The organism is Bacillus sp. FSL K6-1338, assembly GCF_038006965.1.
Lineage (GTDB): Bacteria > Bacillota > Bacilli > Bacillales > Bacillaceae_G > Bacillus_A > Bacillus_A thuringiensis_S.
Map to the genome: position 1 here is coordinate 1,191,361 of NZ_JBBOWI010000001.1, position 24,930 is coordinate 1,216,290.

Consider the following 24,930-nt stretch of genomic DNA (forward strand, 5'->3'; position numbering starts at 1 on the left):
TAAAGGAATTTGTAATAAATTGTAGAATGTAAAGAGCTGAAAGGATGTGATTACGATATTTATAGCTAAAAGAGAAAACGGAGAAAAAATTCATTTACTCTACAATTGTAATGAAGAGCTTTTGCGCCGTATGCGTCAACAGGAACGATTCTTTTGTGTAGCTTGTGGAAAGGAAGTACAAATGAAATTAGGGAAACAAAAAAGTTGGCATTTTGCTCATAAAAAAGTGGATTCATGTCTTGCCTTTTATGAAGCGGAATCTATGTATCATAGGCACGGTAAAGAATTGTTATATAGATGGTTCGAACGTCAAAACTTTCATGTAGATATAGAGCATTATCTGCCCCAGATTCAGCAACGACCAGATATTTTTATAGAGAGAGCAGGGAGAAAAATTGCGATTGAATACCAATGCGCAAATCTTTCTATAGAGCAGCTGTACAAACGAACCTATTCGTATTGGCGAGCGGGTATACAGGTCATTTGGATCATTGGTGGAAATCAATTGAAAAAGCAATCTGCATATTGGATGAAATTTTCCTCACTTATGGCTTTCTCCTTACAATCTTATCCTCAACCATTTCTTATTTTCTTCTGTTCCAAACAAAAAGCATTTATGAAATGCGCGTTTCTCACTTCTTTTTCTACAAGCGTCTCTTTCTCACATACTATATATTTATCAACTGAAACTACTACTTTTGAACTACTCTTTTCCCCTGTTCCTTTCCAAAAAGAAATATTAGACCGAGAATGGAAGCAACGAAAGGACTATTTTCGAAAAAATGCTTTGCCTATTTGGAATTATAATTATAAGTCACTATTACGCCTCTTATATCAATTTAAATGTACCCCAGCGAGCTTTCCTTCTGAAATTGGTGTTCCACTTCCTTCTGGATTTGCTTTTCAAACAAACCCATTTATATGGCAAGCTTTTCTATATATGAAGTGTATAGGGGAGCTTGCAGTAGGAGAGTGTATTACTCTTCAATATGTGTGTAGTTATGTAAAAAAGTATACGAAAAGGCGTATGCTCCCGTACTTTTCAAAGCATATATGGAAAGTAGCAGTTACTGAATATATGACATTCTTATGTTATACAGGTGTATTACGTAAAGTGGAGACTTATAAGTACCGGAAAATAAGGGGGATCGTTATGTTAAAAACAGAGGAGGAGGTTATGAAATATGATGAAACTTGTTTAGCGTATGCCTTATCTTTATTTGAGGCAAAGTACAACATGAGAGAAGGAAAAGGGGATATAATAAAGACTGATTGTGAAGGAATTACATAAGAAAAAAACGAATTGTACTTAAGTAGAGATAATTAAAGGAGGGCTTAAAGAATGTCTGAACAAAACAAAGCGAAAACATTACCAGATCGCAATGAGATTGAAGAAGCAAGTACGTGGCGATTAGAAGATATTTTCCAAACAGATGCAGAATGGGAAAAAGAATTCCAAGCTATTAAAGAGCTATTACCGAAGTTAACTGAATTTAAAGGGAAACTTGGTGACTCTGCGGACAATTTGCTTGAGGCATTGCAATATGAAGACGAAATTTCAATGCGATTAGGTAAGCTATATACATATGCTCATATGCGTTACGATCAAGATACAACAAACTCTGTATATCAAGCATTAAATGATCGCGCAACAAATTTATATTCACAAGTATCTAGTAGCACAGCGTATATTGTACCTGAAATTTTGTCGGTTTCAGAAGATACACTGCAAACATTCTTGAAGGAAAATAGAGATTTAAGTGTATATGAACATGCATTAGAAGAAATTACACGTCAACGCCCGCACGTATTATCAGAAGCTGAGGAGGCTTTATTAGCGGAAGCATCTGAAGTAATGAGTTCATCAAGCAATACATTTGGTATGTTGAATAACGCGGATTTAAAATTCCCATCTATTAAAGGTGAAGACGGAGAAGAAATAGAAATTACACATGGTCGTTACATTCAGTTTTTAGAAAGTGATGATGGCCGTGTTCGCGAAGATGCATTTAAAGCTGTATATGAAACGTACGGGAAATTTAAAAATACATTCGCAAGTACGTTAAGCGGAGCAGTAAAACGTAATAATTTCAATGCGCGTGTTCGTAAATATGATTCTGCTCGCCAAGCTGCACTAAGCAATAATAATATTCCGGAAGCAGTATATGATCAACTTGTTGAAACGGTAAATGACAACTTACATTTATTACACCGTTACATCGATATTCGTAAGCGTGCATTAGGACTTGATGAGCTTCACATGTATGATTTATATACACCACTTGTACCAGAAGTGAAAATGAATGTGAAATACGAAGAAGCGCAAGACCTTTTATTAAAATCTTTAAACGTACTTGGTGATGAATATGTTGATATTTTGAAAGAAGCATATGAAAATCGCTGGGTAGATGTGTATGAGAATAAAGGAAAACGAAGCGGGGCATATTCATCTGGTGCATATGGAACAAATCCGTATATTTTAATGAACTGGCATGATAATGTAAATAATTTATTTACACTTGCTCATGAATTTGGTCATTCGGTGCATAGTTACTATACAAGAAAAACACAACCGCACGTATATGGTGATTATTCCATCTTCGTAGCAGAAGTGGCATCAACTTGTAATGAAGCGCTTCTAAATGATTATTTATTAAAAACGACAGAAGATAAGAAAGAGCGTCTATATTTATTAAATCATTATTTAGAAGGGTTCCGTGGTACTGTATTCCGTCAAACGATGTTTGCAGAGTTTGAACATATTATTCATAAGAAAGTACAAGAAGGACATGCTGTTACGCCAGACATGCTAACGGAAATCTACTACGATTTAAATAAGAAATATTTCGGTGACGCTTTAGTAATCGACGAAGAGATTGGTTTAGAATGGTCTCGTATTCCGCACTTCTACTACAACTATTACGTATATCAATACGCAACAGGATTTAGTGCAGCGACAGCTCTATCTAAACAGATTTTAGAAGAAGGACAACCAGCAGTAGAACGTTATATTAACGAATTCTTAAAAGCAGGAAGCTCTGATTATCCAATTGAAGTGCTGAAAAAAGCAGGAGTAGATATGGCATCTCCTGAACCAGTAAAAGAGGCACTACAAGTATTTGAAGAGAAATTAAATGAATTAGAAGCATTATTATTTGAAGAAAAGTAATGAAAAAAGACGAGAGATTGTATCCTCGTCTTTTTTGTTGAATAAATTCAATGTCGATATTTGTCGAAAAAATAAGGTGAATTTCTTTGTTTTTCTAACTGAAAGGATAGTTTTACAGCTGATTTTTGAAATTAAAACCCTTTGAATCTTTTTTTATGATTGAAATAAGAGAGAGTGATAACGATGATTCCAAATAAAAGAGGTAAGGCAATAATTTTAGGAAAAGCTTGTAGTAGAGAGAGGATGTACAAGAAAAAAGAAACGATGACAGCTAGAAAGAGAAGAGCAATATAAGATTTTTTCATAAATAACCCCCCTAAATGACCTTTTTTATAGCTTATTCAAAAATGAAAACGTTTAGAATGTGACAAAAGTGTGAATTTCGACAAAAGGGGTTGTCATCTGGCGTCGAATCTTGTAATATAATAAGCGTGAACGAATTCACATACAAACATATACCCCTTTGTTTGAACGTGAAAATTTCTCCCATCCCCTTTAATATTTTTATAAGCCGTAAAGAAAAAGACCTGGTGTTTACACCAGGTCTTTTTCTTTTGCTATCCATTTCCAATAACGTTCGCATTTTACTTCAATCATTTGTACTTTTCGTTTCAGTTGTAATTTTTTAAGTTCGCGCTCAATTTCTTGCTGCGGACAGTCATAAATAAATGCTACTTCTTTTGAAGATATAAATTGTGTTGCTTCTAGTAATGCTTCTAAAGGTGGTAATGGTTCTGGCTCAATTTCACATTTTACAAGTTCTTTCAATAATTGTACGTATACATCGTAGGAATAATTTCCAGCGATTTTAATACCTTCTTCATCTGAGTTCGCATGAAAAAAGACGAGGGAGGGTATTTCTGTAATATGCATTTCATTCGTGAATTTCAAGTCACATTGGAAAGCTTTTTTTGCACTAGCAGAATGTAGATCTTTTTTAAATTCTTCTACATCAATATTGCTATCTTTCGCACATGCAAGTAATAGTTCGCAGTCAGGGGTTGATACATTTTCAAGGAAAATGTATTCTTGGAGTTTTCGCAAAAACTTCGAACCTGCTTTTCGGCCCTGTAACTCCGCTGCCTTAATCGCCATCGAAACTAAATATGGTGTTGACGATGCTTCTTGCATATGTACCTTTCCATCACATGAAAAACCTTGTAAACTTGTTGTCTTTTCCCACACAAATCGAATATTAGCAGGTTTATTCCATTTGTGTGAGGAAGCGTTCGTTCCATCCACTTTTCCTGTTACGATATGACGAATAGAGAAGTATTTCCCGTATTCAAGCCATAGTTTAATAATAAAAGGCTCAATTTCCCAGCAATCTTTACAAAGTGGATCAATAAATAAATATGCTTCTACAGACTTATGCTCGCATGCGGAAGGAGATGGCATATTTATATGCTTTGCTTCCTGCTTATCCATTACACTTCACCTGTTTCGTTTGGAGTATTAACCATATGCTGAGCGGTTAATGCTAAACGTTCAAAAACAAACTCTCTTATATGACCATGCACTCCAGTATCATCCATTGCTTGCTCCATACATGATAGCCAAGCCTCTGCTCGTTTTGGAGTAATCTCAAACGGAAGATGGCGTGCTCTTAACATAGGATGACCATGTTCTTCAGTGTACAAATTAGGACCACCTAAATATTGTGTTAAAAATTGCTTCTGCTTCCTAGCGGTTTCTGTTAAATCTTCCGGGAAGATGGGAGATAAGTCAGGGTGTTTACTGACATAGGAATAAAATGTATCTACTAATATTGCAATGCATTGTTCACCGCCAATTGCTTCAAATGGTGTCATCGGTTGCTTGCTCATCCTTTATAAACTCCTTTTTCCATGAAATGTATATCTATTGTAGCAATGGAATGTTCGAGAGGGCAAATAAACAGCCTTCTCAAAGATTCTTTGCTTATTCTACGGATGTAAATTTTTTTAGTGAGGTATATCCACTAGCGAAACATATTCACTAGTGGAATTTTCACTTTAGCGTGCTTTGTTTTGTTTGGCAAGGAAAAAGCGTTTTACTTTGTTATTTGTATGACGAACAGGTATGTTATGTTGCGTTAATAAATGAATAAATGCAGCTTTTCCTGTTTCTTCATCTTGCACTTCAAATTCAATTTCATAATCATCGTGATTGTAATAGAAACTATGATCAAAGACAAGCGTTCCGCCTTTAAATAATGCTTCGGCTCTTTCAGTTGTTAAACTACCCATATAAGTTAAAGTGGAAACAGGAATTTGTAATTTGTGTAGTTGATCCATTACAGCCCCTGGAATGATTACGTTTGTTTCCATCATCATTCTTGCTGCGTCTTCTGTTACGACTTGATGCGTTTCTAACAAGCCGACTTCTGCAGGTTGTTTCAATGTTAATGTATAAATTTCTCCTTTATGACGAATACGAAGTGCAGAGCCGGCTTCTTTTAACGAGAAGCCCGGTGTTTCAAAGTAGTGATTCACCTGTTTCGTAAATGCTTCAATAGAGAATGATTTACATAATGTATCGAATTCTTCTTCTGTAACAATATTTTTAAATTCAATTTCAATTTCTTGTGTCATTGTATGCGCGCTCCTTTTAAAAAATAATTCTTTACACATTATCGCTTTTTCATAAATTTGGTTCAATGTTTTATTTGTTTGCGTCCATGTTATGATACAATAATACTGTTAAGTAAGACAGGAAGTTGAGATGGAGGAGTTAGAGCATGCAAAATAAAATTCAAGTTAAGAGCGTAGAAAAGAGAGAGAATGCGCTTATTTTTTGTGCGGAAAATAATGAAATAGAGGTAAAGGAGTTAAGTGCGCGTAATCACGTACTTGTAGACTCAGACAATTTATCATTTTTATATATTTTAGAAAACGAATCATCTTTCATTTATGTAAGTATTCCGCACACATGCTGGGAAGCAATGCATGAAGCGATGAATAACGATATAGTAATGTTCGTTCGTGTGAATGACGTTGAAATGGAATTAGAAAATTTAAAAGAAGAAGTAGAATATTTAGTTGAAAATATTGAAGGTAATGCAAATTACGGAGAAGAACTAGTAACTGCTGTAGAAAAAGTATTTCTATAAGCAAATGGATTGATTTTGGTGGTGGTTGAAATGAATCGAAATTGGGAAGAATTTTTAGCACCTTACCATCAAGCGGTGGCAGAGCTGAAAGTGAAACTAAAAGGAATGCGTACTCAATTTGCAATGTTGACAGAGCATTCTCCAATTGAGTTTGTAACAGGAAGGGTAAAGTCGGTTGCTAGTATTATTGATAAAGCGGAGAAGAGAAATGTACCGCTAGATCGGCTGAGAGAAGATATGCAAGACATCGCGGGCCTTCGAATGATGTGTCAATTTGTTGATGAGATTAAGCCTGTTGTAGAATATCTTCGAAAACGAAATGACTTTGAAATCGTGGAAGAACGTGATTATGTCACGCAAAAGAAAGATAGCGGCTATCGCTCTTATCACGTTGTCATTAGTTACCCCGTTCAAACGATTCAGGGAGAAAAAAAAGTATTGGTAGAAATCCAAATACGCACGTTAGCAATGAACTTTTGGGCAACAATTGAGCATTCTTTAAATTATAAATATAGTGGACGTTTTCCTGAAGATATTAAAATACGCTTGCAACGTGCAGCGGAAGCGGCGTTTTTATTAGATGAAGAAATGTCTTCTATTCGTCTTGAGATTCAAGAAGCGCAGAAGGCTTTTTCAAGAAAGCAAGAAACGAAAGATTCCGAATCATAAACTAAAGGGTGTTGGGCGATGAAATTTACAATTATGTCAAAGGGAGATCAATCATCAGATACACTGGCAAGCACGATGAAAGAGTACTTGTTAGATTTTGGATTTACAATGGATGAAAAAGAACCCGATATTGTAATTTCTGTTGGGGGAGATGGAACGCTTTTATATGCGTTTCATCGTTATTATAATCGATTGGATGAAACAGCATTTGTTGGTGTACATACAGGACATTTAGGTTTCTATGCAGATTGGTTACCGACAGAAGTAGAGAAATTAGTAATTGCGATTGCGAAAACACCATTCCAAGTGGTGGAATATCCGCTTTTAGAAGTGATTATTCGCTATGTGAATGGAAGTAAAGAGTCACAGTATTTGGCGATGAATGAGGCGACTGTAAAAAGTGCAGAAGGTACATTAGTAACAGAAGTAGAAATACGCGGAGAATATTTTGAAACATTCCGCGGGGACGGCCTTTGTATTTCTACTCCTTCAGGAAGTACTGCATATAATAAAGCGCTTGGCGGAGCAATTATTCACCCTTCTATTGAAGCGATTCAAATTGCAGAAATGGCATCCATTAACAATCGTGTGTTTCGTACTGTGGGATCGCCACTCGTATTGCCGAAGCACCATACATGTGTGTTAAAGCCAGCTGCAGGAATGAACTTACAAATTACAGTGGATCATTTAACGATGGTTCATCAAGATGTGAAATCAATCCAGTATCGCGTCGCAAACGAGAAAGTACGATTTGTTCGTTTCCGCCCGTTCCCGTTCTGGAAACGAGTTCGTGACTCGTTTGTTGCAGATAAATAGAAAGGGTTATAAATTTGAACAGATTTACATTGAAATGGGATATAGGACTGGCTGAAGAGAGTACTTTAGTTAGGGAATTTTTGAAAACGAAAGGTATTTCTAAAGCCGCTTTAACGGATATAAAGTTTCACGGCGGGGCAATTGAAGTAAATGGTCAACATGCGAGTGTTCGTCATCAGTTGCGCGCTAGTGAAGAATTACGCATCTTTTTTCCAGTGGAGGAAAGAAGTGAAGGGATGATTGCAGAAGATATCCCTTTATGCATTGTATATGAAGATGATGCGGTTCTTATCATTAATAAAGAGGCGAACATGTCAACGATTCCATCTAGGGAACATCCGACAGGGAGTGTTGCCAATGCGCTTTTATCTCATTATGATAAGCAGCATCTTGCAAGTACAGTACACATTGTAACACGGTTAGATCGTGATACTTCAGGGCTTATGCTTATTGCAAAAAATCGTTTCGTGCATCATCTTTTATCGAAGCAGCATCAACAAAAAGCTGTGAAACGAACGTATGAAGCAATTGTTCACGGTGAGATGGTAGAACGAGAAGGAATGATTGATGCACCAATTGGTCGGAAATCTGATAGCATTATTGAGCGAACGGTTTGTGAGGATGGACAAAGGGCAGTTACTCATTTTAAAGTAATTGATAGTACATATCATAAGACACATGTAGCGCTGGAGCTTGAGACAGGAAGAACGCATCAAATTCGTGTGCATATGGCTCATATAGGACATCCATTACTTGGTGATAACTTATATGGAGGAAGAAGGGATGAAATGAAACGGCAAGCACTTCATAGTAAATCTTTGACGTTTTATCATCCTATTTTAGAGAAAGAAATGTCTTTCACTATAAAGATTCCAAGCGATATGCAAGAGTTACTTAGGAATGCTTAAAAAGGGAACAAAATTCTTATGTTATAAAGAATTTTGTTCCCTTTTTTCTTAGCGGAATAATATTAAAATTTGGTTCTCACCCGTACGCTTTATAACGAAAAATCCACTTTCGGCTTTTGTAGCAATGCCATTGTCATTTGGACGACAATATCCATGCGTTTCGCAAGTGCCGTCATCACGTACTAACATTTGCCCAATTAATCCGACAGGAAGCCACTCGGCGCGATCTTTTCTTGCTACATATTTGCAAGCTGGATCCCATTCTGTATTTAAAAGAGGTTGTATTTCTTCTGATTCCGTCCATACATATTGGCGTTTTCCAAAGTTGTCTGTTTTATAGCGTTTTTGCCAACTTAAAGCCCCGCTATTTCCTATAAGTGCAGGGGTTGCACTAGATATTCCTAAAATGAACGAATCGTGTGAAGTAGCTATCCGAATTTTTTCTTCGCTACTAAATGTAACGAAATAACCGACATCAATAGGTTTATGACCTTCTGTTTCAAACATTTGTGCAAAATCCGTTCCGCTTGCATTGTAAGACGCGCCCTCAATATACATTTCTCCATTATGGGCAAGCCATTTAGCACCGATATTATGGTCGGTGTCGTTTGCACCATTTGCAATAAACCAGGAATAAGCTTCTTCTGCAGTGCCGAAGCGCCCCATAATATGGCTACCTGCAAAATGAGCTGTTGATGTATGATGACCTTCCGCATGAGAAGAGAAGCCGTTAGCGATAGTTGCGGTTCCTTCTGCGTGTGCTGCTTCGCCTAAAGCAGTCGTCTGTTTACCCTCCGCATGAGAATAAGCACCGCCTGCTGTCGTTTCACTTCCCTCACTATGCGAACTATGTCCAGTTGCTTTTGAGTTGGATCCTTCTGCATGAGAGAAAGAACCTTTTGCGTGTGTTAATAAGCCTTCCGCATGTGCTGCCATGCCCTCCGCATGAGAGTGAAGCCCCTCCGCATATGCATATCGGCCGCCCCTTTTAACTTTTGTATTTTCAGGTGTAGGTGTCTCAATTATGAGTGGTTTTTCAGTTTGTATATCATTCGATGAAGCTAATGCTTCTTTTATTTTTTTTACTTTGTTTATAATAGCAGCTGGAATTTCTGGTTCCACTTTTTTATTTATTGCTACAGAATTATTTTCTTCCGCGGTTTCTTCTGTTTGGTTAGAACGTAGTACCTGTTCATCTTGATTTGAGAGCTGTTTATTTTTTTGTTGCATCTTTATTTTTCTGCGATCGATTATGTGGTTCATCACAGCATTTTCTAAAGAGACATATGTTGGTTTTACTTTGCTTTTTTTTGATGACTCTTGTTCTTCTAGTTCTTCTATGGCTGCAGCCCGAATGCTACACCAGTTGTTAATTCCGTACATGGGCAGATATAAAGGGGGAAATTTTCTTTTTTGTTTAGAAGATTTTTTCTTCATTCTGTCACCTCCTGCGACATTATATGTAAAGCAATTAAAAAAAGATGCACTTTATTGCATCTTTTTTTAATTACTTTACCTAGTTTTATATGAGATCTGCCTAAATAATACGGTAATCTCTCGCTAAGTAAGGTAGTTATGAAATTGGACGGAACTTCTCAGTGACAAAAGGTAAAGAAGAAGGGACAGAGATAGTCTCCATTTCAGGATAACGTAATCCGGTTAATTTGCCACCAAATACAGCACCAGTATCAATATTGACTGTCTGATTGACGAATCGAGGTTCTTTTACTGGTGTATGTCCATATACAATCCAAGCTTGCCCCTTGTATTCTTGCGCCCAATCGCGACGGACAGGTGAGCCATCGGCATGCTTTTCTCCTGTAATATCACCATATAATACAAAGGTTTGTACTTTTTTATCTCGTCTTCCTATGTAATCTTGCCGAATCCCAGCGTGACATACGATTACTTTTTTTTCATCTAGTATGTGGTAGAGTGGTGATTGTTCATAAAGAGTGATAAACTTTTCTTTTATAATGTTTTGCTTATGAGAAGGAAGTGCCTCATATTCAGCGACAGTTGTTTCAAGTCCGTGAGCGATTGTTACATTACGTCCAAGGAAAAATCGATATAGTTTATTACAGTGATTTCCAGGAGCGTAATAAGCTTCTTTTTTATGTATGACAAGTTCCCATACAATTTCGATCATACGTAATGAATGAGGACCACGGTCTGTAATATCACCAACGAATGCAAGTTTACGTTGTTCAGGGTGGATCGGTAGACCGCTACTCCAGTTATACCCTAGCTTCTCTGTTAAATTTTGAAACTCTTGGAAGCATCCATGAATATCTCCTATAATGTCATATTTCATATTTAAACCTCCATCGTATTTTTCATTAGTATATCTAAAAAAGGATAGAGATAAAAATATAGCGTTTTTGTGTTGTTCATTTAAACATAAAGCTTTTCGTTCTTGAGCGAATATTTAAAATGAATCCAATCGCAATCATGTATGTAAGCAGTGAACTTCCTCCGTAGCTCATAAGAGGTAATGTTATCCCTGTAATGGGAAGTAATCCGATTGTCATCCCGATATTTTGGAATACTTGGAAAGTAAACATTCCGATTGTACCAGCGCAAATGTAACTACCGAAAGGGTCATTACTTTCTAAAGCGATATGAATCATTCGAAAAATGAGTAAGAAAAAAAGTGAAATAATGACACTTGCACCTAGAAATCCAAATTGTTCAGCGACATTAGTGAAAATAAAATCTGTATGTGGTTCTGGAAAATATACTTGTCCATTTTCCCACCCCTTTCCTTGCATTTCTCCGGATCCAGTCGCTAAGAATGCTTGTCTTAATTGATAGCCTTGCGCATCATATTTGTAAGGTGCCAACCATCCGTAGAAGCGATTTAATTGATATTCTTTTAAAATGTGTGCTTTAAAGAAATCTGTGTGAGTAAAAAAAATATATATTAATGTAGATCCAGCCACGAAAGTACCTGAAACTAATCCGAAAATAAAACGCCATCGTATGCCAGAAACTAGTATCATTGCTGCAAGCATCGCTGAAATGACCATTGTGTTTCCTAAATCTGGTTCTTTTGCAATAAGTAGTAGTGGTGGCAAGCTTGTCGCAAATATTTTTCCAAGTAATAAAAAATCGTCACGCATTGTTTGGGAAAAATATTTCTCATTATGATTTGCTATAATTCGTCCAATGACGATAATTAAAAACAATTTCATAATTTCAGAAGGCTGAAAATTTCCGATGCCTGGGAGCCTGTACCAAGCGGTAGCGCCTTTAATTGTAACGGCACCTGGTACTTGAAGTTCTAGTCCAATAAGTAGTACCATTGCAAAGCTATACAAATACCAAGCAATTTTTTGATAACGATCGAAATCGATAATCATAATAACACCAATGGCTATAAATCCAATGAAGTACCATTGGATTTGCTTGAGTACAAAATTGACGTTTTGTAAAAATGGCGGTAAGGAGGCTTGCGCACTTGCAATAGCACAACAACTAACAATCCCAATGGCAAATAAAATAAATAGTAATACGTAGTCTATTTGATATTGAGAATTTGAATCTTTCAATGTAGGTATTCCTTTCTACTGCTCTTTATAGTAATGGATTTTATAGTATGAGAAAGAATGTATGAACTATACGAATGATTCACATATAGTCCATACACTTTTGATTTTGCAGAGTAGTTTAATTGTTTAACTCTTTAATAATTATATCCAAACAATGGGCAAGACGTACATGTGCGTCAGGAAAAATATCTAGTTGATGAAGGTAGTATTTTAAGGAACTTTTACACCATTTGTAAGCACTAAGTAGAGCTGTTCTATAGTCTATAGTATTTTGTAAAAATCCATATTCTTTTGCTGTTATAACGAGGTGTGTGAAATCTTCGCAACCTTGAAGTAGTTTATTGTGTATTTGTTGTCCAGCATGGTAGCGAAATTGACTTAAAGGCTCAGAAATGTATATTGCATTTCCTTTAGAAAGTAAAGAAATCCATGAGGCCATATCAACACTACAAGAATATTGTCGCTCTTTAAGGGTGCCAAAAGGTTCAGTGAGCAAGTTCTTTCGAAACAAAGTAGTTGTAGGTTCGCCGATAATGTTGTGGCCGGCCTTTAGCATCCAGTCGCCTAAAAATATTCCGTTTAATGGGGTATCTTCGCTATATAACTTTTGTGTTGGATGGGCATCGCCGATTAGATTTCCATGATCATCAATACGTACTCGATAAGAAGTAACAAGAGCAAGATCTTTATTGGAATCTTGCTCAAAATAGGCCATCATTTTTTGTATTTTATGCTTATAAAACACGTCATCGTCCATTAAAAAATTTATATACTCACCATTTGATTTTTCTATGAGCATAAGGTCATTGTGAAATTGTCCTAGAGTAGAGATATTTCGAATGTATGTTATATTTTTATAATTTGGTAAGTATTGTTCATGGATTAGAGTTGCTGTTTCATCATTTGTACTATCATCTCCGATGATGATTTCAATATTTGAATAAGTTTGTGCCAATGCACTTTCTAGAGCGATTTTGAAATAATGGGGTCGATTATAAGTGGGAATAAGGATAGAAACGAGAGGTAGATTTTTTTCACTCGCCATACATAACTTCCTTTCAGAAGCTTTTTTTTGTAAGAACAATATCTTGGTAACTTGTATATTCTGGTCTGCCGCACCATAAACCATAATGTGGCTTATTGATTATTTCTAGACCATACTTATTCAATAGATTGCAAATATCTGTCTCAGGATAAGCAACTGCAAAATTGGGAATATCTTTATTTACAACGTAGCAATTTTCAATTCGATGATAAAAACCTAATGTACTTTGTCCTGCATTTAAATAATAGGACGATTCAGGATTTATTAGAAAGAATGTAATGAAACATCTCCCGTCTTTTTTTAATACACGTACAATTTCAGATACGTAATGTTCTAATTCTTTTGGAAGAAGATGTGTAAATACAGAAGTTAAAAAGATAAAATCGAATGTTTCGTCTTCATAGGGAAAACGATATTGAGAGGCATCTTCTTTTCCTTCTGGATTATAGAATTGATTGTATATATCAACATGTTCAAAGTGAAAATTATTACGCATAGTTGAAATGTTATTTTGACACCAAGTAATTCCATCTTTAAACAAATCAAATCCATAATATGCTCCATCATCATTTAAGTAATTCATTAATGGTACAGCCATTCGGCCGACGCCGCAGCCTACATCTAATACTTTTTCATTTGATTTTAAAGCGCCAATTTGAATAAAATGCTTTAGGAACTCTTTTCCAACCTTTTTGAAGTCGCCACCTACATATTGGACGAGTTCAGGAGGGGGGAGTAAAGTCATTTCTTTGTTAAGTTCGCTCATGAGTATACCCCTTTCTTGTTTGAGAATATGCAGTCACTCTATTAATAAAATTTTCAATTTGTAGTGAGAGAACAAAGGAAAACAATTGTTATATGTAAGGAGATTCCACAAAAGAAATATTTAATTGGATTAGAAGTGAGAGAAGAATGAGTGAAAATGGAATCTCCTATAGATTAAATCTTGTTTATTCTTTTCTCCAATAAACGCCAAATACATCAATTTTAGTAATAGGGGCTTTTAAATTTCGTTGCTTTCTAAAGTCTGTCACAGCCTCAGCGCATGGCGGTAGCCCGTAGTCATCGATAATTATATAGCCACCTTTAGAAACTTTATCATATAAGTTCATGAGACCATCCATGGTGGATTCGTACATATCACCATCAAGCCGTGCAATTGCTATTTTTTCAATTGGTGCTGTTGGTAAAGTATCTTTAAACCAACCTTTTAAAAATTTCACTTGATCATTTAGTAAATCATATTTTTTAAAATTCTCTTGTACTTGTTCTAAAGAGACGCGTAAGTAATCGAATGTGTGTAAATAATCACCGTAATCTTTTGGATATTGTTCTAGATTCGGTGCTGGCAAACCTTCAAATGAATCTGCGACCCACACAGTACGATTCGTAATGTTGTTTGCTTGTAAAAAACCATTCATAAAAATGCATGATCCTCCGCGCCATACACCTGTTTCAATAAAATCTCCCTCTATATTTTCACGAACAACGGTTTCCATTGCCTCTTGTAATTGGTTCATACGTTCTCGACCAATCATGCTATGTGCTGCTCTTGGCCAATCCATTCCATCATGACGTTCACTTTTTGAAACATTTGGTTTTACAATTTTTAAGTTATGGTTTTCGGCATATTGCTTAATGAATAAAGGGAGGGGGACTGTAACGGGTTCGAATTCTAGTTCTTTCGAAATATGTAGAGATGCGGGTAAGTATGCCTCATATTCCAACCATATTTCAAATAAAATTGTTTTCTTTAGCAATTCGAGATAAAGCTGAACAGCAGATTTACTTTCCATATTTGTGCCTCCTGCAAAATGTCATACAACAATATGATTATGTAGCTAACGAATGTTTCATGATTGAATTTGAAATTGAAAAAGCAGTAAAACTGATATCAGTTTTACTGCTAAGTAAAAAATTAAGCAACTTTTTCAATAATAATGGATGCACTCGTACCAAGAGCTAATGATAGCCCAAGTCCTGTAACAATTACTTCAACCAATGATGGAGTTGTCGTAATTTGCGTAATTGCTTGAATAACGATAGGTGCTCCAAGTGAGATTAAACTTGATCCAGTACCTGGTACAGGTACTCCATTCACTTGGATTGTAAGACCTCCTAATAAGCTTACTGTTGCAGTATTAGCGATAACAGTAATTTTATAGAATCCAGTTTCACTAATTACGAAAGTATCAGCATCTAATTGAGAAATTGCTGTACCAAACTGAGATCCAACAGTATTAAATGGTACTGGATCATTAATTCCTAGATCTAAAGAAATCCCACCGGAGTTAAATGCATATAATCCTGCTGGAAGTCCTAATCCGGATGGTCCAGTCGGTCCAGTAGCCCCCGTAGGTCCAGTAGCTCCCGTAGGTCCGGTAGCCCCAGTGTCACCAGTAGGCCCGGTAGGTCCAGTAGCCCCAGCACCAGTAGGCCCCGTAAGTCCAGTAGCCCCAGTGTCACCAGTAGGCCCGGTAGGTCCAGTAGCTCCAGTGTCACCAGTAGGCCCAGTAGGTCCAGTAGCCCCAGTGTCACCAGTAGGCCCCGTAAGTCCAGTAGCCCCAGTGTCACCAGTAGGCCCGGTAGGTCCAGTAGCCCCAGTGTCACCAGTAGGCCCCGTAGGTCCAGTTATTCCAGTTCCACCGCCAGTAGGCCCGGTAGGCCCCGTAGGCCCCGTAGGTCCGGTAGGCCCCGTAGGTCCGGTAGGTCCAGTAGGCCCGGTAGGCCCAGTTGGAAGGGTAAACGGTGGTATCGGTGGTAATGTTGGTCCTACAAGATTAGGGTCAAATGCACTAGCTGATAAAGATTCATCGGGATTTAATCCATTTGAATAATTATTATTTGACATAAATTCACCTCCATAAAGCGTTCATTATATAGTAGATGCAAAACCGAAAGAAAATGACACGGACATTTGAATTATTGAAAAGAAATCTTAAACTACTTGAACAATTAAAAAAAATGGAAAGTTTAGTATATGTATAACATATGATTGATTTGGAAGAGGGTGATTATGTTGAACAAGCAAGGAATTACAATTAGTTTATGTATGATTGTTCGAGATGAGGAGGAGACAATAGCCCGTTGTTTAGAGACAGTTGAGAAAATTGTGGATGAAATTATAGTAGTGGATACAGGTTCCGTCGATCGAACGAAAGAAATCGTAGAGAAATACACTTCTAACATATATGATTTCCAGTGGATTGATGATTTTGCGGCAGCAAGAAATTTTTCTTTTTCAAAAGCGACGCAAGAGTATATATTGTGGCTAGATGCAGATGACGTATTATTAGAAGATGCCCAAGAAGCATTGAAACTCTTAAAAATAGAATTAGATCCTAAATTTGATGCTGTTTCGATGCCTTATCATCTTGCGATGGATTCTAACGGGAAACCTTTATATTGTACAAAAAGAAATCGACTTGTAAAGCGTGAAAAACAATTTCAATGGTTTGGAAAGGTTCATGAGTATTTAGCTATTGCTGGTGAGACTTTTAGTAGTAAAGTTGCTATTACACATAAAAAAGAAAAAAAAGTAACAAATCGTAATTTGAAAATTTTTCAAAATACTGTAGCAGCAGGGGAAGAATTGAGTTCGAGGGATTTATTTTATTACGCAAATGAATCTATGGATAACCAAAAATATGATGATGCAGTTCTTCTTTATGAAACATTTCTTAATCAAGACGAAGGATGGTATGAAGAGAAAATTTATGCATGTGGTAAGTTAGGAGATTGCTATGCGAAGCTCGGAATGTGGGAGAAGGCAATCGAATCTTGTGTGAAGTCGTTTCGGTATGACGTCCCTAGAGGAGAGAATTGTACAAGAATAGGATATATATATATGGAACAAGAAAAATATAATGAAGCGATATTTTGGTTTAAACTTGCAACGGAAGTACCAATGGCAACGGAAAGTCCTTTTCATAGTCCAGCTAGCTACACATGGCTACCCTATTTACAAATGTGTATTTGTTATAGCAGGTTAGGGGAGCAGGATAAAGCGTATTATTACAATGAATTAGCAGCTTCTTATGTTCCGAATAATGCTGCAATTGAATATAACCGTAAATATTTTCGGGGAGTTTTTGATAAACCATATAAAGCGTAATAGGTTTCGTTTTTTAGAAATGATTTATCGTTATTCTAACTCTAATAGATTGGTTATATATTAGAGTATCAGTAACGAAACCAATATAGATAAAAAATTTTATAAAGCTATTTGCGGGCTAATAATCAGTGGGGGATGAACAAAATCTGCACTTTATAGAATTCATATGAGATTTATATTTCTAATTCAATTTGCATAAGGAGTGTGTGAAATGAATCGCGAAAAAAGTTCTTTATATGAAGAAAAATCCGAGCATTATTATAATGCAGCGAATCCGAATTTATTAAAGCATATAAAAAAGGAATGGAAAGAAGTTCTTGATATTGGTTGCTCGAGCGGTACATTGGGAGCAGCTATTAAAGAAAATGGTACACGTGTATCAGGAATCGAGGCATTTCCAGAGGCTGCAGAAAAAGCGAAAGAAAGACTAGATCATGTTATTTTAGGGGATATAGAAAAAATAGATCTTCCTTATGAGGAGGAGCAATTTGATTGCATCCTATTTGGAGATGTATTAGAGCATTTATTTGATCCGTGGGCTGTGATTGAAAAGGTTAAGCCATATATAAAGCAAAATGGTGTGATTTTAGCAAGTATACCAAACGTTGCTCATATTTCAGTATTAGCTCCCTTACTTGCCGGAAATTGGACGTATACAGAATATGGTTTATTAGATAAAACACATATTCGTTTCTTTACATTTAATGAAATGCTAAGAATGTTTTTAAAAGCAGGATATGTTATTAGTAAAGTAGATCGTGTATATGTTGATCATAAAATGTATGAACCACTTATTGAGGAGTTATATGGAATTTGTAAAAAATATCGTCTTGGAAGTGGCTTCATGGCTGAGACAGTTGTATTTCAGTATATTATTGAAGCTGAAAAATCACAATTATGAGTGCTGCAGACAAAACAATATTATTTGTTACATGTATAAATGATCGGAAATTGTATGCAAACTGCGTGCGACATATATTGCAATTGTTAGTACCACCAGGGTATATTGTCCAATTTATGCCGATTCGAAATGCGAAAAGTATGACGAGTGGATACAATCAAGCCATTTCGCATCCAGCGAAGTATAAAGTGTATTTACATCAAGATGTTTTTATTATAAATAGAGCTTTTTTATACGGATTACTTCAATTATTTGAGGAACATGAACACCTTGGTATGATTGGGATGGTTGGAGCGCAATATGTTCCTCCAACTGGTGTATGGAACGAAGGGCGTGGAATTGTAGGAAAGGTCATTGGTTATATGAATGATTTGTTTTATATGGCAAGTTTAGAACAACCGTATCACGAATCAAAAACATTTATTCCTGTAGAATGTATTGACGGTTTATTAATGGCGACACAATATGATGTTCCGTGGCGAGAAGACTTATTTGACGGATTTGACTTTTATGATGTATCTCAATCATTTGAATTTAAAAAAGCAGGATATACAGTCGGTGTACCTGTACAGCGCGATGCTTGGTGTATCCATTATCATTTTGATGTGAATATGACGAACTATGAGAAGTATCGGGAAATATTTGTGGAACACTATATGTCAGAGGTAAATAAGGAAGAATAAAAGGGGGGACAAAAATGAAAGATCATACAATATTAGTTGTTGTTTGTGTAAATAATGAAGAGCTTTTCAAACAATGTGAGAGCCAAATCAGAAACATTTTTGTTCCCCCTGGCTATGTCGTACAAATTTTTCCGATACGAGATGCACAAAGTATGGCAAGTGCATACAACCGAGCCCTTTCATATCCAGCGAAATACAAAGTGTATATACATCAAGATACATATCTTATTAATCGAGACATGTTTTCTACACTTATATCTCTTTTTAAAGAAAATGAAAAGCTTGGTTTAATAGGAGTCGCTGGGGCTCAGTTTTTACCGAATAACGGGATATGGTGGGAAGGAAAAAATTTAGTAGGGAAAGTGATTGAATACAGAAGACAGAATTATCAATTATTAAATTTAGATCAGGTTTTTTATGGTAATCAACCATTTTTGTCAGTTCAGGCAATTGATGGTTTATTCATGGCAACGCAGTATGATATTCCGTGGCGAGAAGATTTGTTTCAAGGGTTTCACTTTTATGATGTGTCACAGTCTTTAGAGTTTCAAAGGGCTGGTTATTTAATCGGTATCCCAAATCAAGCAAATTTATGGTGTATTCATTACAACGGGGATGAGTTTGATGCGGATACATATGAGAAGTACCGGCAAGTGTTTATAGAACATTACAAAGATATATTATCTCCATCATAAAGGAGAGATGCAGAGTGAAAGGAATTATTTTAGCAGGTGGTACTGGATCGAGATTATATCCAATAACGAAAGTAACGAATAAACATTTACTTCCTGTTGGTCGGTATCCGATGATTTATCATGCGGTATATAAGCTAAAACAATGCGATATTACAGACATTATGATTATTACAGGTAAAGAGCATATGGGGGATGTTGTTAGCTTCTTAGGGAGTGGTCATGAATTTGGCGTGTCCTTTACGTATCGTGTGCAAGATAAAGCGGGCGGTATCGCACAGGCGTTAGGGCTTTGTGAAGATTTCGTCGGGAATGATCGTATGGTAGTTATATTGGGGGATAATATTTTTTCAGATGATATTCTTCCGTATGTTGAAGAGTTTGCAAATCAAAAAGAAGGTGCGAAAGTGCTCTTGCAATCTGTAGAAGATCCCGAAAGATTTGGCGTAGCACATATTCAAAACCGAAAAATAGTTGAAATTGAAGAAAAGCCGAAAGAGCCGAAAAGTTCTTATGCTGTTACGGGAATTTATTTGTATGATTCGAAAGTTTTTTCTTATATTAAAGAATTAAAACCTTCTGCACGGGGAGAACTTGAAATTACAGATATAAATAATTGGTATTTAAAACGAGGGGTACTTACTTATAATGAAATGAGCGGCTGGTGGACTGATGCGGGAACTCATGCTTCTCTTCAAAAGGCGAATACGTTAGCACGGGATATTGATTTTGGGAAACAGTTTAACGGAGAATAGGTGAGAATATGAAAGTCGTAGAAACAAATTTTATCGATGCAAAATTGTTAGAACCGAGGTTGTTTGGAGACGAGCGTGGCTTTTTTTCAGAAAGCTATAATAAGCAGGTGCTAGAAACATTAGGGATTACGTATTCATTTGTACAGGATAACGTATCTTATTCGGCTAAGGCAGGAACGATTCGGGGACTACACTTTCAAAAAAAACCGAAAGCACAAACGAAACTCATTCAAGTTATGCAAGGGGCAATTTATGATGTTATCGTTGATTTACGAAAAAAATCACCAACATTTAAACAATGGAAAGGGTATATTTTAAGTGCAGATAACCATCGACAATTACTAGTGCCAAAAGGGTTTGCGCATGGATTTTGCACCCTTGTTCCGCATACTATCGTTATGTATAAAGTAGATGAATATTATAGCGCAGAGCATGACTCAGGATTACTTTGGGAAGATAAAGATTTAGCAATTCCTTGGCCAGTAACCGATCCTATATTGTCCGATAAGGATCAGATATTACCATTACTAGAGGAATATGAAGATAGTTTTTAAGTAGGAGCGTTGTTTATGAATATATTAGTAACAGGTGGGGCTGGATTTATTGGAAGTAATTTCGTTCATTATATGCTACAAAGTTATGAAACATATAAAATTATTAATTACGATGCATTAACATATAGCGGGAATTTAAATAACGTAAAATCTCTTCAGAATCACCCGAATTACTCTTTTGTAAAAGGAGAAATTCAAAATGGAGAGCTATTAGAACATATTATAAAAGAGCGAGACGTACAAGTGATTGTAAATTTTGCAGCTGAATCACATGTGGACCGTAGTATTGAAAATCCGATTCCTTTTTATGATACAAATGTAATTGGGACGGTCACTTTATTAGAACTAGTTAAAAAATATTCGCATATAAAACTTGTGCAAGTATCAACGGATGAAGTGTATGGCTCTTTAGGGAAAATAGGGAAATTCACAGAGAAAACGCCGTTAGCTCCAAATAGTCCATATTCTTCAAGTAAGGCGAGCGCGGACCTGATAGCTCTATCTTACTATAAAACATATCACTTACCGGTTATAGTAACGCGTTGTTCTAACAATTATGGGCCGTACCAGTATCCCGAGAAATTAATTCCGTTAATGGTTACGAATGCACTGGAAGGAAAAAAACTACCGTTATATGGTGATGGTTTAAATGTAAGAGATTGGTTACATGTAACGGATCATTGTAGTGCGATTGACGTTGTTCTGCATAAGGGACGTGTAGGAGAAGTATATAATATAGGTGGAAATAATGAAAAAACAAATGTAGAAGTTGTGGAACAAATTATTACTCTTTTAGGAAAAACAAAAAAAGATATCGAATATGTTACAGATCGTTTAGGGCACGATCGTCGTTATGCGATTGATGCAGAGAAAATGAAGAATGAATTTGATTGGGAACCGAAATATACGTTTGAACAAGGATTACAAGAGACGGTGAAATGGTATGAAAAGAATAAGGAATGGTGGAAACTACTAAAAGACCAGTAAGGGGCATGTTAAATGAAAGAGAGGGTTATCATAACAGGAGCAAACGGCCAATTAGGAAAGCAACTATTTGAAGAGTTAAACTCTGAAGAATATGATATATATCCATTTGATAAAAAGTTATTAGATGTGACAAATATATCCCGAATACAACAAGTGGTACAAGAAATAAAACCACATATAATTATTCATTGTGCTGCCTATACGAAAGTAGATCATGCGGAGAAAGAACAGGATCTTGCATATAGAATAAATGCAATCGGAGCTCGAAATGTAGCGGTCGCTTCACAATTAGTAGGAGCGAAACTAGTTTATATTAGTACTGATTATGTATTTCAAGGCGCCAGACCAGAGGGATACGATGAATTTCATAGTCCAGCGCCGATAAATATATATGGAGCCTCTAAGTATGCGGGGGAGCAGTTCGTCAAAGAGTTACATAATAAATATTTTATCGTTCGCACATCGTGGCTATATGGTAAATATGGAAATAATTTTGTGAAAACGATGATGCGATTAGGAAAAGAAAGAGATGAAATATCTGTTGTAGCGGATCAAGTTGGCTCTCCTACGTATGTGGCGGATTTAAATATAGTTATTAATAAGCTCATTCATACTTCTTTATACGGTACATACCACGTATCAAACAGAGGCTCATGCTCTTGGTTTGAATTTGCAAAAAAGATATTTTCGTATACAAATATGAAAGTGAATGTGTTACCTGTTTCAACGGAAGAATTCGGGGCTGCGGCTGCGAGGCCCAAATATTCTATCTTTCAACATAACATGCTACGATTAAATGGTTTTTTACAAATGCCGTCTTGGGAAGAAGGATTAGAGCGCTTTTTTATAGAAACCAAAAGTCATTAACAAATTTCTGTTAATGACTTTTTTGTTTGCCTTTAAGCGGTTTTATGGTACTATAATTATAGTATCAGGTACTAATAACAAGTATAAGTATTTCTGGGAGGATATATCATGGAACTATTACAAGGGAAAACATTTGTTGTTATGGGCGTTGCGAACCAAAGAAGTATTGCGTGGGGAATTGCTCGCTCTTTGCATAATGCAGGTGCAAAATTAATCTTCACATATGCAGGAGAACGTTTAGAAAGAAACGTTCGTGAATTAGCGGATACATTAGAAGGACAAGAATCACTTGTATTACCTTGTGATGTAACAAATGATGAGGAACTTACAGCTTGCTTTGAAACAATTAAACAAGAAGTAGGTACTATTCACGGTGTAGCACATTGTATTGCTTTTGCGAATCGCGATGACTTAAAAGGCGAATTTGTAGATACTTCTCGCGATGGATTTTTACTTGCACAAAATATTAGTGCATTCTCTTTAACAGCTGTAGCAAGAGAAGCGAAGAAAGTTATGACAGAAGGCGGAAATATTTTAACGTTAACATACCTTGGCGGCGAGCGTGTTGTGAAAAATTATAACGTTATGGGTGTTGCGAAAGCTTCATTAGAAGCGAGCGTGAAATATTTAGCGAACGATTTAGGTCAACATGGTATTCGTGTCAACGCTATTTCTGCAGGACCAATTCGTACGTTATCTGCAAAAGGTGTAGGCGATTTCAACTCAATCTTAAGAGAAATTGAGGAGCGCGCACCACTTCGTCGTACAACAACTCCAGAAGAAGTTGGCGATACAGCAGTATTCCTATTCAGTGATTTAGCTCGCGGTGTAACAGGAGAAAACATTCATGTTGATTCAGGGTATCATATCCTAGGATAAATATAATATTAATTTTTAAAGGACAATCTCTAAATGCTGAGATTGTCCTTTTTATTTGTTCTGAGAAAGAACGATTTTTAACGAAAGTTCTTACCACGTGATGAATATAACTATAATAGTACACAATTTATTCAGCTACGTATGGAAGTGGGAGGGACGAGTGTGAAGAATAAAAATAAAAGTTCAACAGTTGGAAAACCGTTGTTATATATTGCGCAAGTAAGTTTAGAACTTACTGCACCGAAAATAAAAAGGATTATCCTGACAAACTTTGGAAATGAAGATCAAAAAGAGCAAAGTAATAGAAATGAAAATATTGTAAGTAGTGCTGTGGAAGAGGTAACAGAACAAGAACAACAAGAAGAGCAGCAAGTGGAAGAAAAAATAGAAGAAGAGAAAAAAGAAGCACACGCAGAACAAGAACAACAAGAACAACAAGAACAGAAAGAACCAGTAAGAACTGTTCCGTATAATAAATCATTTAAGGATATGAATAATGATGAAAAAATTCATTTTTTATTAAACCGCCCTCATTACATTCCGAAAGTAAGGTGCAGAATAAAAACAGCTACAGTTTCTTATGTTGGATCGATCATATCGTATCGTAATGGTATTGTATCTATTATGCCGCAAAATAGCATGAGAGATATTAGGTTGTCTATAGATGATATCCAATCAATTAGTATGGCCGGCTTTTAAATATGTAAAGGTGGTAGAAAGCTTCTACCACCCCAATAGTTTTTTAGTTTACTTCACTTATTAGATAGTAACGTCGCGTAAGCATTGAATCGCACAGAAACAGCTTAAATCAACAGTAATGCAAGTAGATGTCGATACTAGTCTTGCATTTGGTACAGCTAAAAACGTACAAATTGGATCATCAGTAGGTGGTACAGGAGAACTATCACCTAATACTACACTTAATACACGTAGTACAGCACAGCTATCATCATCTACACTTTCCACACGGAAAATTGGAGATCGGCAGCCAACAAGGCTTGCAGATGGTGCAAATGCTTCAAAAGGTGCTCCAGCTTTTGTGTATAAAATAAAAGGACGTGTATTTGCTACTGATGCAGTATTATGTGCACCTAAAAATGGAATTTCACAACCAGATCCACACGTTGTTGTAGAACAATCTTGTAATTCATTGATGAATTTTACAACGTCAACTACACAATGAGAAGAGCCATGGTGTTTATTTTCGTTACAACTCATTAATGTCACTCCTTATCTTCTTGTTTGTATT

General features: G+C 36.2%; 28 protein-coding genes. 16 read left to right on the top strand and 12 right to left on the bottom strand.

The window, feature by feature from the left end:
* Positions 1–46: 46 nt before the first annotated feature.
* Entirely contained in the window at positions 47–1,291 is a 1,245-nt protein-coding gene (locus tag NZ044_RS06275; RefSeq protein ID WP_098505577.1) for a competence protein CoiA, read from the top strand.
* 51 nt (positions 1,292–1,342) lie between these two features.
* Positions 1,343–3,169 carry an oligoendopeptidase F gene (pepF, locus tag NZ044_RS06280; RefSeq protein ID WP_000003356.1) on the top strand — a complete coding sequence of 609 codons (1,827 nt, stop codon included), beginning with the start codon at positions 1,343–1,345 and terminating at the stop codon, positions 3,167–3,169.
* Between the two features lie 131 nt (positions 3,170–3,300).
* Here pepF and NZ044_RS06285 read toward each other — a convergent pair whose 3' ends face one another.
* The 4 genes from NZ044_RS06285 to NZ044_RS06300 all read right to left on the bottom strand — a co-directional run bounded on the left by NZ044_RS06285 (position 3,301) and on the right by NZ044_RS06300 (position 5,742).
* The gene (locus tag NZ044_RS06285) at positions 3,301–3,474 is read right to left on the bottom strand and encodes a hypothetical protein (protein WP_000750354.1); all 174 of its coding nucleotides are present in this window, start codon (positions 3,472–3,474) and stop codon (positions 3,301–3,303) included.
* Positions 3,475–3,703: 229 nt separating this feature from the next.
* Positions 3,704–4,597 (bottom strand): ClpXP adapter SpxH family protein, encoded by an 894-nt coding sequence (locus NZ044_RS06290; protein WP_000360659.1) that lies wholly within the window; start codon positions 4,595–4,597, stop codon positions 3,704–3,706.
* Positions 4,597–4,995: a globin domain-containing protein gene (locus NZ044_RS06295; RefSeq protein ID WP_000043386.1), complete on the bottom strand. Its 399-nt coding sequence runs from the start codon at positions 4,993–4,995 to the stop codon at positions 4,597–4,599. Before NZ044_RS06295 ends, NZ044_RS06290 begins: the two co-directional genes overlap by 1 nt.
* Before the next feature lie 168 nt (positions 4,996–5,163).
* A complete protein-coding gene (locus NZ044_RS06300; RefSeq protein ID WP_000191101.1) occupies positions 5,164–5,742 on the bottom strand; it encodes a CYTH domain-containing protein in 579 nt (192 codons plus the stop codon).
* A gap of 146 nt (positions 5,743–5,888) precedes the next feature.
* On the opposite strand from NZ044_RS06300, the gene NZ044_RS06305 reads away from it, so the two are divergent.
* From NZ044_RS06305 to NZ044_RS06320, 4 genes are read left to right on the top strand one after another with little or no spacing between them, the layout of a single operon-like run.
* Complete coding sequence (locus tag NZ044_RS06305; protein ID WP_001179996.1) at positions 5,889–6,260, top strand: UPF0738 family protein; 372 nt, start codon at positions 5,889–5,891, stop codon at positions 6,258–6,260.
* 30 nt (positions 6,261–6,290) lie between these two features.
* The gene (locus NZ044_RS06310) at positions 6,291–6,929 is read left to right on the top strand and encodes a GTP pyrophosphokinase (protein WP_001081480.1); all 639 of its coding nucleotides are present in this window, start codon (positions 6,291–6,293) and stop codon (positions 6,927–6,929) included.
* 18 nt (positions 6,930–6,947) lie between these two features.
* Positions 6,948–7,745: an NAD kinase gene (locus NZ044_RS06315; RefSeq protein WP_000673196.1), complete on the top strand. Its 798-nt coding sequence runs from the start codon at positions 6,948–6,950 to the stop codon at positions 7,743–7,745.
* A 14-nt stretch (positions 7,746–7,759) separates the two neighbouring features.
* Complete coding sequence (locus NZ044_RS06320; RefSeq protein ID WP_001079127.1) at positions 7,760–8,653, top strand: RluA family pseudouridine synthase; 894 nt, start codon at positions 7,760–7,762, stop codon at positions 8,651–8,653.
* Positions 8,654–8,701: 48 nt separating this feature from the next.
* On the opposite strand, the gene NZ044_RS06325 is transcribed toward NZ044_RS06320, so the two are convergent.
* The 7 genes from NZ044_RS06325 to NZ044_RS06355 all read right to left on the bottom strand — a co-directional run bounded on the left by NZ044_RS06325 (position 8,702) and on the right by NZ044_RS06355 (position 16,100).
* Positions 8,702–10,090 carry a peptidase G2 autoproteolytic cleavage domain-containing protein gene (locus NZ044_RS06325; RefSeq protein ID WP_000730506.1) on the bottom strand — a complete coding sequence of 463 codons (1,389 nt, stop codon included), beginning with the start codon at positions 10,088–10,090 and terminating at the stop codon, positions 8,702–8,704.
* Positions 10,091–10,226: 136 nt separating this feature from the next.
* On the bottom strand, positions 10,227–10,967 hold the full coding sequence (prpE, locus tag NZ044_RS06330; RefSeq protein ID WP_000872691.1) for a bis(5'-nucleosyl)-tetraphosphatase PrpE: 741 nt from the start codon (positions 10,965–10,967) through the stop codon (positions 10,227–10,229).
* Positions 10,968–11,043: 76 nt separating this feature from the next.
* The gene (locus tag NZ044_RS06335) at positions 11,044–12,204 is read right to left on the bottom strand and encodes an FtsW/RodA/SpoVE family cell cycle protein (protein WP_000655325.1); all 1,161 of its coding nucleotides are present in this window, start codon (positions 12,202–12,204) and stop codon (positions 11,044–11,046) included.
* Positions 12,205–12,322: 118 nt separating this feature from the next.
* Positions 12,323–13,249 carry a glycosyltransferase family 2 protein gene (locus NZ044_RS06340; RefSeq protein WP_000135606.1) on the bottom strand — a complete coding sequence of 309 codons (927 nt, stop codon included), beginning with the start codon at positions 13,247–13,249 and terminating at the stop codon, positions 12,323–12,325.
* 13 nt (positions 13,250–13,262) lie between these two features.
* Entirely contained in the window at positions 13,263–14,015 is a 753-nt protein-coding gene (locus NZ044_RS06345; RefSeq protein WP_001292841.1) for a class I SAM-dependent methyltransferase, read from the bottom strand.
* Between the two features lie 184 nt (positions 14,016–14,199).
* Entirely contained in the window at positions 14,200–15,045 is an 846-nt protein-coding gene (locus NZ044_RS06350) for a TylF/MycF family methyltransferase (protein WP_000444387.1), read from the bottom strand.
* A gap of 122 nt (positions 15,046–15,167) precedes the next feature.
* Complete coding sequence (locus tag NZ044_RS06355; RefSeq protein ID WP_340949628.1) at positions 15,168–16,100, bottom strand: BclA C-terminal domain-containing protein; 933 nt, start codon at positions 16,098–16,100, stop codon at positions 15,168–15,170.
* 165 nt (positions 16,101–16,265) lie between these two features.
* On the opposite strand from NZ044_RS06355, the gene NZ044_RS06360 reads away from it, so the two are divergent.
* From NZ044_RS06360 to NZ044_RS06405, 10 genes are all read left to right on the top strand, one after another.
* Positions 16,266–17,363, top strand: coding sequence for a glycosyltransferase (locus NZ044_RS06360; protein ID WP_000932911.1), 1,098 nt, complete (start codon positions 16,266–16,268; stop codon positions 17,361–17,363).
* A gap of 211 nt (positions 17,364–17,574) precedes the next feature.
* A complete protein-coding gene (locus tag NZ044_RS06365; RefSeq protein WP_001078435.1) occupies positions 17,575–18,264 on the top strand; it encodes a class I SAM-dependent methyltransferase in 690 nt (229 codons plus the stop codon).
* Complete coding sequence (locus NZ044_RS06370; protein ID WP_001271181.1) at positions 18,261–18,947, top strand: glycosyltransferase family protein; 687 nt, start codon at positions 18,261–18,263, stop codon at positions 18,945–18,947. The genes NZ044_RS06365 and NZ044_RS06370 overlap by 4 nt, the downstream gene beginning before the upstream one ends.
* A gap of 14 nt (positions 18,948–18,961) precedes the next feature.
* Positions 18,962–19,642: a glycosyltransferase family protein gene (locus NZ044_RS06375; RefSeq protein ID WP_000651525.1), complete on the top strand. Its 681-nt coding sequence runs from the start codon at positions 18,962–18,964 to the stop codon at positions 19,640–19,642.
* Between the two features lie 14 nt (positions 19,643–19,656).
* Entirely contained in the window at positions 19,657–20,394 is a 738-nt protein-coding gene (locus tag NZ044_RS06380; RefSeq protein ID WP_000676159.1) for a sugar phosphate nucleotidyltransferase, read from the top strand.
* An 8-nt stretch (positions 20,395–20,402) separates the two neighbouring features.
* A complete protein-coding gene (gene rfbC / locus NZ044_RS06385; RefSeq protein ID WP_000869412.1) occupies positions 20,403–20,948 on the top strand; it encodes a dTDP-4-dehydrorhamnose 3,5-epimerase in 546 nt (181 codons plus the stop codon).
* 15 nt (positions 20,949–20,963) lie between these two features.
* Entirely contained in the window at positions 20,964–21,935 is a 972-nt protein-coding gene (rfbB, locus tag NZ044_RS06390) for a dTDP-glucose 4,6-dehydratase (protein ID WP_001024179.1), read from the top strand.
* 12 nt (positions 21,936–21,947) lie between these two features.
* Entirely contained in the window at positions 21,948–22,802 is an 855-nt protein-coding gene (gene rfbD / locus NZ044_RS06395) for a dTDP-4-dehydrorhamnose reductase (RefSeq protein ID WP_000664661.1), read from the top strand.
* A 108-nt stretch (positions 22,803–22,910) separates the two neighbouring features.
* Entirely contained in the window at positions 22,911–23,681 is a 771-nt protein-coding gene (gene fabI, locus NZ044_RS06400; protein ID WP_000421885.1) for an enoyl-ACP reductase FabI, read from the top strand.
* 141 nt (positions 23,682–23,822) lie between these two features.
* Positions 23,823–24,380, top strand: coding sequence for a spore coat CotO family protein (locus NZ044_RS06405; protein WP_080018635.1), 558 nt, complete (start codon positions 23,823–23,825; stop codon positions 24,378–24,380).
* Between the two features lie 60 nt (positions 24,381–24,440).
* Here NZ044_RS06405 and exsY read toward each other — a convergent pair whose 3' ends face one another.
* Entirely contained in the window at positions 24,441–24,899 is a 459-nt protein-coding gene (gene exsY, locus NZ044_RS06410; RefSeq protein WP_001277735.1) for an exosporium assembly protein ExsY, read from the bottom strand.
* Positions 24,900–24,930 lie beyond the last annotated feature (31 nt).

Coding starts and splice junctions, on each gene's coding strand:
- rfbD (WP_000664661.1), top strand. CDS start 21,948: ATGAAAGAGAGGGTTATCATAACAGGAGCAAACGGCCAATTAGGAAAG.
- exsY (WP_001277735.1), bottom strand. CDS start 24,899: ATGAGTTGTAACGAAAATAAACACCATGGCTCTTCTCATTGTGTAGTT.
- NZ044_RS06405 (WP_080018635.1), top strand. CDS start 23,823: ATGGAAGTGGGAGGGACGAGTGTGAAGAATAAAAATAAAAGTTCAACA.
- NZ044_RS06305 (WP_001179996.1), top strand. CDS start 5,889: ATGCAAAATAAAATTCAAGTTAAGAGCGTAGAAAAGAGAGAGAATGCG.
- NZ044_RS06310 (WP_001081480.1), top strand. CDS start 6,291: ATGAATCGAAATTGGGAAGAATTTTTAGCACCTTACCATCAAGCGGTG.
- rfbC (WP_000869412.1), top strand. CDS start 20,403: ATGAAAGTCGTAGAAACAAATTTTATCGATGCAAAATTGTTAGAACCG.
- prpE (WP_000872691.1), bottom strand. CDS start 10,967: ATGAAATATGACATTATAGGAGATATTCATGGATGCTTCCAAGAGTTT.
- NZ044_RS06355 (WP_340949628.1), bottom strand. CDS start 16,100: ATGTCAAATAATAATTATTCAAATGGATTAAATCCCGATGAATCTTTA.
- NZ044_RS06290 (WP_000360659.1), bottom strand. CDS start 4,597: ATGGATAAGCAGGAAGCAAAGCATATAAATATGCCATCTCCTTCCGCA.
- NZ044_RS06375 (WP_000651525.1), top strand. CDS start 18,962: ATGAAAGATCATACAATATTAGTTGTTGTTTGTGTAAATAATGAAGAG.
- NZ044_RS06345 (WP_001292841.1), bottom strand. CDS start 14,015: ATGAGCGAACTTAACAAAGAAATGACTTTACTCCCCCCTCCTGAACTC.
- rfbB (WP_001024179.1), top strand. CDS start 20,964: ATGAATATATTAGTAACAGGTGGGGCTGGATTTATTGGAAGTAATTTC.
- NZ044_RS06340 (WP_000135606.1), bottom strand. CDS start 13,249: ATGGCGAGTGAAAAAAATCTACCTCTCGTTTCTATCCTTATTCCCACT.
- NZ044_RS06300 (WP_000191101.1), bottom strand. CDS start 5,742: ATGACACAAGAAATTGAAATTGAATTTAAAAATATTGTTACAGAAGAA.
- fabI (WP_000421885.1), top strand. CDS start 22,911: ATGGAACTATTACAAGGGAAAACATTTGTTGTTATGGGCGTTGCGAAC.
- NZ044_RS06285 (WP_000750354.1), bottom strand. CDS start 3,474: ATGAAAAAATCTTATATTGCTCTTCTCTTTCTAGCTGTCATCGTTTCT.
- NZ044_RS06325 (WP_000730506.1), bottom strand. CDS start 10,090: ATGAAGAAAAAATCTTCTAAACAAAAAAGAAAATTTCCCCCTTTATAT.
- NZ044_RS06370 (WP_001271181.1), top strand. CDS start 18,261: ATGAGTGCTGCAGACAAAACAATATTATTTGTTACATGTATAAATGAT.
- NZ044_RS06295 (WP_000043386.1), bottom strand. CDS start 4,995: ATGAGCAAGCAACCGATGACACCATTTGAAGCAATTGGCGGTGAACAA.
- pepF (WP_000003356.1), top strand. CDS start 1,343: ATGTCTGAACAAAACAAAGCGAAAACATTACCAGATCGCAATGAGATT.
- NZ044_RS06350 (WP_000444387.1), bottom strand. CDS start 15,045: ATGGAAAGTAAATCTGCTGTTCAGCTTTATCTCGAATTGCTAAAGAAA.
- NZ044_RS06360 (WP_000932911.1), top strand. CDS start 16,266: ATGTTGAACAAGCAAGGAATTACAATTAGTTTATGTATGATTGTTCGA.
- NZ044_RS06365 (WP_001078435.1), top strand. CDS start 17,575: ATGAATCGCGAAAAAAGTTCTTTATATGAAGAAAAATCCGAGCATTAT.
- NZ044_RS06315 (WP_000673196.1), top strand. CDS start 6,948: ATGAAATTTACAATTATGTCAAAGGGAGATCAATCATCAGATACACTG.